The sequence below is a fragment of the Rugamonas fusca genome (genome assembly GCF_014042365.1).
Classification (GTDB): domain Bacteria; phylum Pseudomonadota; class Gammaproteobacteria; order Burkholderiales; family Burkholderiaceae_D; genus Rugamonas; species Rugamonas fusca.
This window is the reverse complement of the sequence record NZ_JACEZS010000011.1, coordinates 101,946-114,948: the sequence shown is the minus strand read 5'-3', so window position 1 is coordinate 114,948 and position 13,003 is coordinate 101,946. Positions and strand designations below refer to the sequence as shown.

At 68.5% G+C, this 13,003-nt stretch carries 11 protein-coding genes; 1 reads left to right on the top strand and 10 read right to left on the bottom strand.

Annotated features, from left to right (window positions below; all coding sequences use genetic code 11):
- Window positions 1-7: 7 nt before the first annotated feature.
- Window positions 8-2,281, top strand: a complete 2,274-nt coding sequence (locus H3H36_RS14270) for a putative bifunctional diguanylate cyclase/phosphodiesterase (RefSeq protein WP_182218689.1) — start codon at window positions 8-10, stop codon at window positions 2,279-2,281.
- Window positions 2,282-2,309: 28 nt separating this feature from the next.
- On the opposite strand, the gene paaZ is transcribed toward H3H36_RS14270, so the two are convergent.
- The 10 genes from paaZ to paaC form a co-directional block, all read right to left on the bottom strand.
- On the bottom strand, window positions 2,310-4,358 hold the full coding sequence (gene paaZ / locus H3H36_RS14265; RefSeq protein ID WP_182218686.1) for a phenylacetic acid degradation bifunctional protein PaaZ: 2,049 nt from the start codon (window positions 4,356-4,358) through the stop codon (window positions 2,310-2,312).
- A 56-nt stretch (window positions 4,359-4,414) separates the two neighbouring features.
- On the bottom strand, window positions 4,415-5,026 hold the full coding sequence (gene paaY, locus H3H36_RS14260) for a phenylacetic acid degradation protein PaaY (RefSeq protein WP_182218684.1): 612 nt from the start codon (window positions 5,024-5,026) through the stop codon (window positions 4,415-4,417).
- A 17-nt stretch (window positions 5,027-5,043) separates the two neighbouring features.
- Window positions 5,044-6,249, bottom strand: coding sequence for a 3-oxoadipyl-CoA thiolase (pcaF, locus tag H3H36_RS14255; protein ID WP_182218681.1), 1,206 nt, complete (start codon window positions 6,247-6,249; stop codon window positions 5,044-5,046).
- A gap of 35 nt (window positions 6,250-6,284) precedes the next feature.
- A complete protein-coding gene (paaK, locus tag H3H36_RS14250) occupies window positions 6,285-7,607 on the bottom strand; it encodes a phenylacetate--CoA ligase PaaK (RefSeq protein WP_182218679.1) in 1,323 nt (440 codons plus the stop codon).
- Window positions 7,608-7,685: 78 nt separating this feature from the next.
- Window positions 7,686-8,096 carry a hydroxyphenylacetyl-CoA thioesterase PaaI gene (gene paaI / locus H3H36_RS14245; protein ID WP_229219921.1) on the bottom strand — a complete coding sequence of 137 codons (411 nt, stop codon included), beginning with the start codon at window positions 8,094-8,096 and terminating at the stop codon, window positions 7,686-7,688.
- Between the two features lie 133 nt (window positions 8,097-8,229).
- Window positions 8,230-9,783 (bottom strand): 3-hydroxyacyl-CoA dehydrogenase PaaH, encoded by a 1,554-nt coding sequence (gene paaH, locus H3H36_RS14240; RefSeq protein ID WP_182218673.1) that lies wholly within the window; start codon window positions 9,781-9,783, stop codon window positions 8,230-8,232.
- A 2-nt stretch (window positions 9,784-9,785) separates the two neighbouring features.
- On the bottom strand, window positions 9,786-10,577 hold the full coding sequence (gene paaG / locus H3H36_RS14235) for a 2-(1,2-epoxy-1,2-dihydrophenyl)acetyl-CoA isomerase PaaG (protein WP_182218671.1): 792 nt from the start codon (window positions 10,575-10,577) through the stop codon (window positions 9,786-9,788).
- Window positions 10,578-10,610: 33 nt separating this feature from the next.
- The gene (gene paaE / locus H3H36_RS14230) at window positions 10,611-11,690 is read right to left on the bottom strand and encodes a 1,2-phenylacetyl-CoA epoxidase subunit PaaE (protein ID WP_182218668.1); all 1,080 of its coding nucleotides are present in this window, start codon (window positions 11,688-11,690) and stop codon (window positions 10,611-10,613) included.
- 5 nt (window positions 11,691-11,695) lie between these two features.
- Window positions 11,696-12,235: a 1,2-phenylacetyl-CoA epoxidase subunit PaaD gene (paaD, locus tag H3H36_RS14225; RefSeq protein WP_229219913.1), complete on the bottom strand. Its 540-nt coding sequence runs from the start codon at window positions 12,233-12,235 to the stop codon at window positions 11,696-11,698.
- Window positions 12,235-12,990: a 1,2-phenylacetyl-CoA epoxidase subunit PaaC gene (paaC, locus tag H3H36_RS14220; protein WP_182218666.1), complete on the bottom strand. Its 756-nt coding sequence runs from the start codon at window positions 12,988-12,990 to the stop codon at window positions 12,235-12,237. The genes paaD and paaC overlap by 1 nt, the downstream gene beginning before the upstream one ends.
- Window positions 12,991-13,003 lie beyond the last annotated feature (13 nt).

The following is a 13,003-nucleotide window of genomic DNA, read 5'->3' as shown; positions in this document are numbered from 1 at the left end:
TTTCATCATGGCAACGACCGACGCTACCGGATTCGCGCGCTACGCCTGGCTGACGGCCGGCCTGTCGTTGCTGTTCTGCGCCGCGTTCACACTGTATGTGTGGAGCGAGAAGCGGATCGACCGCGCCAACGACCTGCGCCACGAGAGCGAGCTGCTGTCGGAGGAGCTGCGCCAGTCGTCGGACGACCTGACCCACATGGCGCGCAGCTACGCGGCCACGGGCGAACCGGCCTTCCGCCGCCATTACGACACCATCCTGGCCATCCGCGACGGCCGCGCCCCCCGCCCGCTCGACTACCACATCATCTACTGGGACCTGGTGCCGGCCGACGGCCATGCGCCACGCGCCGACGGCCCGGCCGTGCCGCTGCTGACGCTGATGCGCCAGGCCGGCATCACGCCGGCCGAACTGGCGCTGCTGGCCCAATCGAAAGCCAGTTCCGACCGCCTGACGGGCATCGAGCAATCGGCCATGGCGCTGGCCGCCCCGCACGCCGACGCGGCGGTTCGCGCGCAGGCCAGCCGCATGCTGAACGATGCCACCTACCACCAGGCCAAGGCCGACATCATGCGCCCCATCATGCAATTCCAGCTCCGGCTCGAACAGCGCACCGACGCCAGCGTGCGCGATGCGAAACAGCGGGCCGTGTGGGCGCGCCATGCCTTCCTGCTGGCCGGCGTGCTGCTGGTGACGTTGCTGCTGCGCGTGCTGTGGCTGCTGCGCACCACGCTGGGCGCCTCCGTGACGACGCTGCACGCCAGCATCGCGCGGCTGGGCAGGGGCGACTTCGTCACCCCGATCACGGTGGAACCGGGGCGCGAGAACAGCGTGCAAGGCTGGCTGGCGGCCACCCGCGCCAAGCTGGCCAGCAGCGACGCCAGCCGCGCCGCGGCCGAGGAACAGGTGCGCTACCTGGCCCATTTCGATCCGCTCACGGGCCTGGCCAACAGCAACCAGATGCAGCTGCTGGCCCGCCAGGCGTTCGCCGACGCCGGCCGGGCCGGCCAGCCGGTGGCGCTGCTGTTCCTGGACCTGGACAATTTCAAGGACATCAACGACGCGCTGGGCCACGGCACGGGCGACGCCGTGCTGGCCGAACTGGCGCGCCGGCTGCGTGCCCAACTGGCCCACGACGACGTGGGCTGCCGGCTGGGCGGCGACGAATTCGTGCTGCTGCTGCGCGGCGCCGGACGGGCCGAGGCCCCCGCGCGCGCGCAACAGCTGCTGGCCGCCGTCGCCGCGCCGTGCCGGATCGAGCAGTACGACCTGAACCTGTCGGCCTCGATCGGCATCGCCCTTTACCCGGACGACGGCACCGAGCTGGAGCTGCTGCTGCAGCGGGCCGACATGGCCATGTACAGCGCCAAGCATGAAGGGCGCAACGGCTACCGCCTGTTCGCGCCGGCCATGCAAGCCCATTTCACGCGCCAGCTGCAACTGGTGGCGGCGCTGCGCCAGGCGCTGGGCAGCGCGCAGTTGCAGCTGGTGTACCAGCCGCAGGTGGCGCTGCACAGCGGCGCCGTGGTGGGGGCGGAAGCGCTGCTGCGCTGGCGCCACCCGGAACTGGGCGAGGTGGCGCCGGACGAGTTCATTCCGGCCGCCGAACACAGTGGCCTGATCGTGCCGCTGGGAGCGTGGGTGCTGCGCCAGGCCGTGCGCCAGGCGCGGACCTGGCGGGACGCGGGCTTGCCGCCGTTGACGATGGCCGTCAACCTGTCGGCCGCGCAGTTCCGCCAGCCCGGCTTGCCGGAGCTGGTGAGCCAGGTGCTGCGCGAGGAGGGGCTGGCGCCGGACTGCCTGGAACTGGAACTGACGGAAGGCGTCGCCATGCACGATCCGCACGGCGCCGTGCACACCATGAACAGCCTGCACGAGCGGGGCGTGCGCATGGCGATCGACGATTTCGGCACCGGCTTCTCGTCACTCAGCTACCTCAAGCAGTTCAAGATCTGCAAACTCAAGATCGACCGCAGCTTCGTGCGCGACATCGGCGATAACCCGGAAGACCAGGCCATCGTGGCGGCCATCGTCAGCATGGCGCGCGGGCTGGGCCTGAGCACCATCTCGGAAGGGGTAGAGACGGAACAGCAGCTGGCCATGCTGCGCGAGCAGGGCTGCGACGAAATCCAGGGCTACTACTACAGCCGGCCGCTGGCGGCCGACGCCTTCGAGGCCTTCGTGCGCGCGCGCCTGGCCGCGGTCCGCCTCGCCAGCGACGACGGGGTCAGTGCCAACAATCGTACACAGGCTCGGCCGATATTCGGCTCGGCTCGTGTCTGAATGCCGGACCTGACCCCGATTATGCTGATTAGCGCTTCATTACCAGCGTCAGGATGTCGTAGCTGGCCACCAGATCGTCGTGCTGGTTGGTCACCTGCACGTCCCACGCTACCACGCCCTGGCCCACGCCCTTGTCGTCGGTGCGGTTGCGGTCCACCTTGCGCTTGCACGTGAGGCGGGCGCGGATGGTATCGCCGATCGCCACCGGGGTGATGAAGCGCAGGTTGTCCAGGCCATAGTTGGCCAGCACGGGTCCGGGCGCGGGCGAGACGAACAGCCCGGCCGCCGCCGACAGCACGAAGTAGCCGTGCGCGATGCGCTTGCCGAACTGGGTGTCGCGCGCGGCGATCTCGTCGAAGTGCATGTAGAAGTAGTCGCCCGAGACGCCACCGAAGTTGACGATGTCCGCTTCGCTCACGGTGCGGCGGTGGGTCAGCAGCGAGTCGCCGATCTGCAAGTCCTGGAAGTACTTGCGGAACGGGTGCTGCTCGCTCTCGCGCACGGCCGCGCCGCGCACGTATTCGCCGGTGACGGCAGCCAGCATGGTGGGCGAGCCCTGGATGGCGGCCCGCTGCAGGAAGTGGCGCACGGCGCGGATGCCGCCCAGTTCCTCGCCGCCGCCGGCCCGGCCCGGCCCGCCGTGCTTGAGCTGCGGCAGCGGCGAGCCGTGGCCGGTGGAGTCGACGGCCGCTTCGCGGTCCAGGATCAGCACGCGGCCGTGCGAGGCGGCCGCCAGCGGCACGCAGTAGGCGGCCGTGCGCACGTCCTTGGTCACCAGCGTGGACACCAGGCTACCCTTGCCGCGCGCGGCCAGCGCCATCGCTTCGGCCATGCCGTCGTAGGCGATGATGGTGCTGACGGGACCGAACGCTTCCACGTCATGCACGGCGTCGTTGCGCAGGCCGTCGCGGCACAGCAGCAGCGTGGGAGCGAAGAAGGCGCCATGCTCCACGCCTTCGCCCACGGGCTTGAAGCCGTCGCCGGCGCCGAACACGATCTCGTTCCCGCGCGCCAGCATGGCCACCCGTTCGGCCACGTCGCGCTGCTGCTCCTTCGAGGCCAGCGCGCCCATACGCACGCCTTCCACCGACGGGTCGCCCACGGCCACCTTGGCCAGCCGCTCGCGCAGCCGTTCGCCCACGGCCTGCACCTGCTGCCGCGGCACGATGATGCGGCGGATGGCCGTGCACTTCTGGCCTGCCTTGCCCGTCATCTCGCGCGCCACTTCCTTGACAAACAGGTCGAACTCGGGATCGTCCGGCGTCACGTCCGGCGCCAGGATGGCGCAGTTGAGCGAGTCCGCTTCGGCCGTGAAGGGAATCGAGTTGGCCACCAGGTTGGCGTTGGTGCGCAGCCGCGCGGCCGTGTCGGCCGATCCCGTGAAGGTGACCACGTCGGCACCCGTCAGGCGGTCCAGCAGGTCACCCGTGCCGCCGATCACCAGTTGCAGCGCGCCTTCGGGCAGCAAGCCCGATTCGTGCATCATGCGCACCAGCGCTTGCGTCAGGTAGCTGGTGGCCGTGGCGGGCTTGCCGATGCAGGGCATGGCGGCCAGGAAGCTGGGCGCGAATTTCTCCAGCAGACCCCAGATGGGGAAATTGAAGGCGTTGATGTGCACGGCCAGCCCACCACGCGGCACCAGGATGTGGGTGCCGGCGAAGCCGCCGCTTTTACCAAGCGACATGGCCGGGCCTTCGTGCAGCACGTTGGACGAGGGCAGCTCGCGGCTGCCCATGCTGGCGTAGGCGAACAGGGTGCCGGTGCCGCCTTCGATGTCGACCCAGCTGTCGGCGCGGGTGGCGCCCGTCAGGTGCGAGATGGCGTACAGCTCCTCCTTGCGGCCCACCAGGTACAGGGCCAGCGCCTTCAGGCGCGCGGCGCGCTGCTGGAAGTCCATCGCCATCAGGGCCGGCACGCCCGTGTTGCGGGCGTAGTGGACGGCTTCGCCAAAGTCGATGCGCTCGGCGTGGGTGTGGTAGATGACGGCGTTGGTCAATGCGTTGTGCAGCGGCGTGGCCGCCTCGGCGCCGAGCCAGCGGCCGCCGATCAGGCTTTGCAGGGTGGGGGTGTGAGCCATACTCTTGTCTCCGTTCGATGCTTGGTCAGGCCCGCGCGGCGGGCCGGGTTGTTGTATCAAGGCGCGGCGTTCTTGTGCAGGTGCAGCGGCAGCGAGGTTTCCCATTCGATGCGCTTGCGGTCCGGCTCCACTTGCGTCAGCGCTTCCACTTCGCGCATCGTCTGCAGGGAGCGCACGGCCAGTTCCTGGTATTGCGCCGTGCCGTCGCTCTTCCAGCGGATCTCGTCGTCGCTCAGCGTGCGCAGCACGCGCGCGGGCGAGCCCACGGCCATGCTGCGCGGCGGCACCACCATGCCGGCCTTGACGAAGGCCATTGCGGCCACGATGCTGTCGGCGCCCACTTCGGCCTTGTCCATCACCACGGCGTTCATGCCCACCAGGGCGTTGCGGCCGATACGGCAGCCGTGCAGCACGGCGCCGTGGCCGATGTGGCCGTCGCGCTCGACCACCGTGTCGCAACCGGGGAAGCCGTGCATGACGCAGGTGTCCTGCAGGTTGGCGCCCTCCTCCAGGATCAGGCGGCCGAAGTCGCCCCGCAGCGCGGCCAGCGGACCGATATAGCAGCGCGGGCCGACCACCACGTCGCCGATCAGCACCGCGCTCGGGTGCACGTAGGCGGTGGGATGGACCACCGGCGTGACCCCGTTGATTTGATAGACTTTGACCATGGGGCCGCTCCTTTGCGTTACACGCGCTCGATGATCAGGGCGATACCCTGGCCCACGCCGATGCACATGGTGCACAGGCCATAGCGTCCGCCCGTGCGTTCCAGCTGGTTCAGCGCCGCCAGCACCAGCCGCGCGCCGGACGCGCCCAGCGGGTGGCCGATGGCGATGGCGCCGCCGTTGGGATTGACGTGCGGCGCGTCGTCGGCCAGGCCCAGGTCGCGCGTGACGGCCAGGCCCTGGGCGGCGAACGCTTCGTTCAATTCAATCACGTCCATCTGGGCCAGCGTGAGGCCCGTCTGGGCCAGCACTTTCTTGGTGGCCGGCGACGGCCCGAAACCCATGATGCGGGGCGCCAGGCCGGCCGTGGCCATGGCCACCACGCGGGCGCGCTTTTTCAAGCCGTACTGTTCGGCGGCGGCGGCCGAGGCCAGCAGGATGGCGCAGGCGCCATCGTTCACGCCCGAGGCGTTGCCGGCGGTGACGCTGCCGTCGGGCGTGACCACGCCTTTCAATTTAGCCAGCATGTCCAGCGTGGTGTCGGGACGGGGATGTTCGTCCGTGTCCACCACCTTGGGCTCCCCTTTTTTCTGATGCAGGGTGACGGGCACGATCTCGTCGCGGAACACGCCGGCCGCGTGGGCGGCGGCCCAGCGCTGCTGGCTGCGCACGGCGAACGCATCCTGGTCGGCGCGGCTGATGTTGAACTCCGTGGCCACGTTCTCGGCCGTCTCCGGCATGCTGTCGATGCCGTAACGGGCCTTCATCAGGGGATTGACGAAGCGCCAGCCGATGGTGGTGTCCTCGATTTTCGCGGCGCGCGAGAACGCGCTGTCGGCCTTGCCCATCACGAACGGGGCGCGCGTCATGCTTTCCACGCCGCCGGCGATCACCAGCTTGGCCTCGCCGGACTTGATGGCGCGCGCGGCGATGCCCACCGCGTCCAGGCTGGAGCCGCACAGGCGGTTGATGGTGTTGGCCGGCACCTCCACCGGCAGGCCGGCCAGCAGCGCGGCCATGCGGCCCACGTTGCGGTTGTCCTCGCCGGCGCCGTTGGCGCAGCCGTAGTAGACGTCGTCCACGGTGGCCCAGTCCACGCCGGGGTTGCGCGCCATCAGGGCGGCGATGGGCAGCGCGGCCAGGTCGTCGGCGCGCACGCCGGCCAGGGCGCCGCCGTAGCGGCCGAAGGGGGTGCGGATGGCGTCACAGATAAAGGCGTCGTTCACGTAGGCTCCTCGTTAGGATGGATCGATGAAGGGATTCAGGATTTTGGGCGTTTGTCGACCACGCGCCTGGCTTTGCCCGTCAGCGTGCGTTCGATGCTGTTGGCCGCCAGCAGGCGCACCTTGGTGCTCACGCCCACGTAGGTCTTGATGTGGTGCTCCAGTTCACGCGACAGCGCTTGCGTCTCGAACTCCGTCAGGCGGCCCGACACTTCGGGGCGCAGCTCGCCGATCACGTCCAGCTTGTCGAGGTGGCCTTCGCGCGAGACCACCAGCTGGTACACGGGCGCCAGCTTGGGCATCTTCAGCACCAGTTCCTCGATCTGGCTGGGGAACACGTTCACGCCACGGATGATCAGCATGTCGTCCGAGCGGCCCGTGATCTTGCCGATGCGGCGCATGGAGCGCGAGGTGGGCGGAAGCAGCCGCGTGAGGTCGCGGGTGCGGTAACGGATCACGGGCAGCGCTTCCTTGGTGAGCGAGGTGAACACCAGTTCGCCCTCGCTGCCGTCGGGCAGCACTTCGCCCGTTTCCGGGTCGATGATCTCGGGGTAGAAATGGTCTTCCCAGATCACGGGGCCGTCCTTGCTCTCGATGCATTCGCTGGCCACGCCCGGCCCCATCACCTCGGACAGGCCGTAGATGTCCACCGCGTCGATGCCGGCGCGCCGTTCGATCTCGGCGCGCATGGCGTCCGTCCAAGGCTCGGCGCCGAAGATACCGACCTTGAGCGAACTGGCCGCCGCGTCCAGGCCCTGGCGCTGGAACTCCTCGACGATGTTGAGCATGTAGGATGGCGTGACCATGATGATGGACGGCTTGAAGTCCTGGATCAGCTGCACCTGCTTTTCCGTCTGCCCGCCGGACATGGGCACCACCGTGCAGCCGAGCCGCTCGGCGCCGTAGTGCGCGCCCAGGCCACCCGTGAACAGGCCGTAGCCGTAGGCGATGTGCACCATGTCGCCGCGCCGGCCACCGGCCGCGCGGATCGAGCGGGCCACCACGTTGGCCCAGGTGTCGATATCGTTCTGGGTGTAGCCCACCACGGTCGGCTTGCCGGTGGTGCCGCTGGACGCGTGCACCCGCACCACCTGCTCGCGCGGCACGGCGAACATGCCGAACGGGTAGTTATCGCGCAGCTCCTTCTTGCCCGTGAACGGGAAGCGGGCCAGGTCGGCCAACGTCTTCAAATCGTCCGGGTGCACGCCGGCCGCGTCGAACGCGGCCCGGTAGTGCGGCACGTTGTCGTAGGCGTGGCGCAGCGACCATTGCAGACGCGCTAGCTGCAGCGCCTGCAATTCATCCTTGCTGGCGCGTTCGATGGGCTCCAGATCGTCCGGGCCGGGAATACGATTTACCATTGCTCTCTCCTTGCGGGCGCCACGGCGCCCGGTGCTGCGATGTGCGGCGGATCAGCCCTGCGGTGCGGCCGGCTGCGGCTATTGCGGCGATTGCTGTGATTGCGGCGGCGGTGTCACCTCGCCGCTCACGCGGTGCGATTTGCCGCGCATGAGCGCCAGCACCCGCCCGCTCTGGTCACTGACCCGGATGTCATAGACCCCGCTCTTGCCGGCCAGCGCCTGCTCCACCGCTTCCGCGGTCAGCACGTCGCCCAGCCGGCCGGGGGCCAGGTATTCAATCGTGCAGCCGGCGCCCACCGTGTTTTGGTTGTGGCTGTTGCACGCGAACGCGAAGGCGCTGTCGGCCAACGCGAAAATAAAGCCGCCGTGGCAGGTCTGGTGCCCGTTCAGCATATCTGCCCGCACCGGCATGCTCATGCGCGCATAGCCGGGACGGATGGAGTCGAGGGTCATGCCCAGCCCCTGGCTGGCCGGATCGCGCGCGTACATGGCGGCGCCGGCCGCCTCGGCCAGCGCCTGCGCCTGTTCGGACGTCAGCGCGGGGCGGTGGGCGTGCGCGTCCTGGTGCGCTTGTTTGTGCGCTTGTTTGTGCGCCTCCTGGTGGGCGTCCTTATTGGCGACGTTATGCATGGATGGCGGCTCCGCAAGCTTGACGGCGGCGCAGCAGTGGCGAGACGCGGTAGCGGTCCTCGCCATAGCCTGCGGCCAGGTTGTGCAGCACGTTGACGACATGGCCCACGCCCACGGCGTCGGCCCAGGCCAGCGGGCCGCGCGGATAGTTCACGCCCTTCTGCATGGCGATGTCGGCCGCCTTGGCGCTGCACACACCCTGGTGCACGGCGTCGGCCGCCTCGTTGGCCAGCATGGCGACGGTGCGCATCACGGCCAGCCCCGGCACGTCGTCGAGCCGGGTGACGGTGAAGCCGGCCGCCTGGAACAGGCCGACGACGGCGTTGAACGCGGCCGGCGAGCACTGGTCGGCGCAGGCAACGGCGATCCGTTTGGCCGTGGCGAAGTCCAGCGCCAGGTCGAACAGCACCGTGTCGGCGTGCTGGTTGTCGCGCGCGCGGGCGGTGGCCGTGCGGCCGTCCGTCAGGTAGACGGCGGCGCCGTTGCAGTGGAAGGCTGGCGCCTCACCGCTCGCATGGCCTTCCGGCGCGTGACGCAGCGGCACGCTGATGCCATGTTCGCGCAGGCGCGAAGCCAGCGCTTCGATCACGGGGCTGTGCGTGCCCGGGCCCACTTCATAGTTGACCTGTGCCGGGCAAGGCTGCGGCGCCTCGGCGCGCGGTTGCGGCGCGGCTGCGCCTGCGCCATACGGATAGCAACCACGGCCCGATTTGCGGCCCAGGAAACCGGCGTTCACCAACTCCTGTTGCTGCACGGACGGGGTGAAACGCGGGTCATTGAAATAGGCTTCAAACACGGAGCGGGTGACGGAAAAATTGACGTCATGGCCGATCAGGTCCATCAGCTCGAATGGGCCCATGCGGAAGCCTCCCGCCTCGCGCAATACGGCGTCGATGGTGGCCGCATCGGCCGCCTGCTCGTTGAGCAAGCGCCAGCCTTCCGCGTAGAACGGCCGCGCCACCCGGTTGACGATGAAGCCCGGCGTGGACTTGGCGTGCACCGGGCTCTTGCCCCAGGCGGCGGCCGTGTCGAACACGGTGGCCGCCACGGCGGCGTCCGTGGCCAGCCCGCTCACCACTTCCACCAGCGCCATCAGCGGCACGGGATTAAAGAAATGCATGCCCACCAGCCGCTGCGGCGCACGCAGTGGCGCGCCGATGGCCGTGACGGAAATGGAAGACGTGTTGGTGGCCAGGATGCAGTCGTCACCGACGATGGTTTCCAGCTCCGTGAACAGGGCGCGCTTGGCGTCCAGATCCTCCACGATGGCTTCCACCACCAGGTCCGCACCGGCCACGTCGGCCAGCGTGGCGGCGGCCTGCAGGCGCGCGCCGGCGGCCGCCGCGTCGGCCGCGCTCATGCGCTCCTTTTCCACCAGCTTGTTGAACATGCCGATGACGCCGGCGATGGCCTTGGACACCGCTTCCGGCCGGGTGTCGTACAGCTTGACGGTGTAGCCGGCGGCGGCCGCCACCTGGGCGATGCCGCTGCCCATGGCGCCGCTGCCGATCACGGCCACCGTGCGCGAAGTCGGGAGCGCGGCCATCGTCATTTACCCGTGAAATTCGGCGCGCGCTTGGCCATGAAGGCGGCCACGCCTTCGCGGTAATCGTCGCTGTTACCCAGTTCGCTCATCATGCCGCATTCGAGCGTGAGCTGCTGTTGCAGGGTGTTGGCCGGGCTGGCGTACAGCGCCTGCTTGGTGAAGGCCAGACCCTTGGTGGGCGCGCTGGCAAAATGCTTTGCCATGGCGGCCGTCTGCGCCGCCAGTTCGTCGTCGGGCACGCACTTCCAGATCAGGCCCCAGGCTTCGGCCTGCTCGGCGCTGAGCTTCTCGCCCAGCATGGCCATGCCCATGGCGCGCGCCGTGCCCACCAGCCGTGGCAGGAAATAGGTGCCGCCCGTGTCCGGGATCAGGCCCAGCTTGCAGAACACTTCCACGAAACTGGCCGATTTGGCGGCCAGCACGATGTCGCAGGCCAGCGCCAGGTTGGCGCCCGCGCCGGCGGCCACGCCGTTCACGGCGCAGATGACAGGCATGGGCAGCGCGCGCAGCGCCAGCACCAGCGGCGCGTAGTTCTTCTCCACCGAGTCGCCCAGGTCCACGCCGCGCGCGCCCGGTTCCACGGCGCGGTCGGCCAGGTCCTGACCGGCGCAGAAACCGCGCCCGGCGCCCGTGAGCACGAACACGCGCACGCTCTTGTCGCCGTTCACGCGGTGCAGCGCGTGCTTGACTTCATCGTGCATGGCCTGGGTAAAGCTATTGAGCTTGTCCGGGCGGTTCAGCGTGAGCTGGGCTATGCCGTCGGTGATCTCGAACAGGATGTTTTCGTAGTTCATGGCGTCTCGCGTAGGGTTGTTCGGTTGGTGTTTTTATTCAGCCTGGTCGAAATCGACCACCAGCGTGTCCGTCACGGGGAAGCTCTGGCAGCTCAGCACGAAGCCACGGGCGATCTCGTAGTCTTCCAGCGCATAGTTGACGTCCATGTCCACCTTGCCGTCCACCACCTTGCAGCGGCAGGTCGAGCATACGCCGCCCTTGCAGGAATAGCGCATGTCGATGCCGGCCCGCAGGCCCGCGTCCAGCACGGATTCCTTGTCCTTGTCCATGGTGAAGGTGGTGTGGTTGCCGTCCATGATGACCGTCACTTGCGTCTCGTGGCGCGCCAGCGCCGGATCGAGCGCGCGCTTCTGGTGCTGGTGCTTGGGGATGCTGGCGGCGAACAGTTCGATCTTGATGTGCGCCTTGGGCATGCCCGCTTCCTGCAGCGCCTCCGACACGCCGTGCATCATGTCCTCCGGGCCGCAGATGAAGGCCACGTCGTAGTCCTTGATGGCTATCCAGTGCTGCAGGAACTGCTGGCATTTTTCCTTGGTGATGCGGCCGTTGAACAGGTCGATGTCCTGCTGCTCGCGGCTCATCACATAGGCCAGATTGAGGCGCTCCAGGTATTGATCCTTGAGGTCCGTCAGCTCCTCCTTGAAGATCACGGACGAGGAAGCGCGGTTGCCGTAGAACAGGGTGAAGCTGCTGTTGGGCTCCGCCACCAGCGTGGTCTTGATGATGGACAGGATGGGCGTGATGCCGCTGCCGGCCGCGAAAGCGACGTAGCGGCGGCGGCTTTGCGGGTCGAGCGGCACGTTGAAGTGGCCCATGGGCGGCATCACGTCCAGCGTGGCACCCGGCTTGAGCGTGTCGTTGGCCCAGCCCGAGAACAGGCCGCCCGTGGTGCGCTTGATGGCCACGCGCAGCGCGCCGTCCTGCACCGCCGAGCAGATCGAATACGAGCGGCGCACGTCCTCGCCGTTGATGTGGGTGCGCAGCGTGAGGTGCTGGCCCTGCTGGAACGCGAAGCTGTCGCGCAGTTCCGGCGGCACGGCGAAGGTGACGGCGATGGTGTCGCGCGTTTCATTGCGCACCTGCGAGACGGTCAACGGATAGAATTTGCTCATGGTGGTCAGTGGCACTTGAAGTAGTCGAAAGGCTCGCGGCAATTCAGGCACTTGTAGAGCGCCTTGCAGGGCGTGGAGCCGAACTGGCTGGTGAGTTCCGTGTGGGTGGAGCCGCACTGCGGGCAGGCGACGACGGGTTGCGCGCCCAGTCCCGGCAAGGCACCCCGTTTGACGCCATCGCGCAGACCGCTGATATCAATCGCCTGCTGCACTGGCGGGGCGATGCCGTAGCCGCGCAATTTGGCCTTGCCCGATTCGCTCATCCAGTCGGTGGTCCAGGCGGGCGTGAGCTGGGTCCGCAGCCGCACGTCGGCCACGCCGCGCGCGCGCAAGGCGTCCGTGACGGCGTCCGCGATCACCTGCATGGCCGGGCAGCCGGAATAGGTGGGCGTAATGGTGACGGTGCAGGCGCCGCCTTCGGCCACGTCGACCGCGCGCACGATGCCCAGGTCCACCACCGAGATCACGGGAATCTCGGGGTCGGCCACCTCGGCCAGCCAGGCCCACACCTGCTCGGCGGTGACGGCGGCGGCTTGCATGGCCATCACCACTCCGCGCCCGGATAGGCGCGCTGCAGGAACTGCATCTCGGCCAGCAGGTAGCCCAGGTGTTCGCTGTGCACGCCCTGCTTGCCGCCCTTTTGCATCCACGCGTCCGGCGACGGCATGACGAGGGTGGCCTCGGCGAAGATGGCGGCCACGTGTTCCAGCCACTGGGCCCGCAGCGGCGCGGCGGCCGGCGCCACGCCCGCGTCCACCATGGCCTGGTCGACGGCGTCGTAGTTGAACATCTCGCCCGTGTACATCCACAGTGCGTCGGCCGCGGCCTGCACCTTGGCGTGGCTCTCGGGCGTGCCGTCGCCCATGCGCACCACCAGGTCGCCGCTGCGGCGCAGGTGGTAGGTCACTTCCTTGAGCGACTTCTCCGCGATAGCGGCGATACGCGCGTCGGACGACTTGGTCAGCGCGCCGATCAGGAAGTAGTGCCAGGTGTCGAAGAAGAACTGGCGCATCATGGTGTCGGCGTAGTTGCCGTTGCGCTGCTCCACCAGCAGGCAGTTGCGGAACTGGTGCGCGTCGCGGTGGAAGGCCAGGCGGTCCTCGTCGCGGCCTTCGCCTTCCAGCTCGCCCGCGTAGCTGTACCACAAACGGGTCTGGCCCAGCAGGTCGAGCGAGACGTTGGTGAGCGCCATGTCCTCTTCCAGCGCCGGCCCCTTGCCGCACAATTCGGAGATGCGCTGGCTCAGCACGAGGGCGTTGTCGCCCAGGCGCAGCAGATAGTCGAACTTGTTGTGATCCACGGTGCGCGCTCCC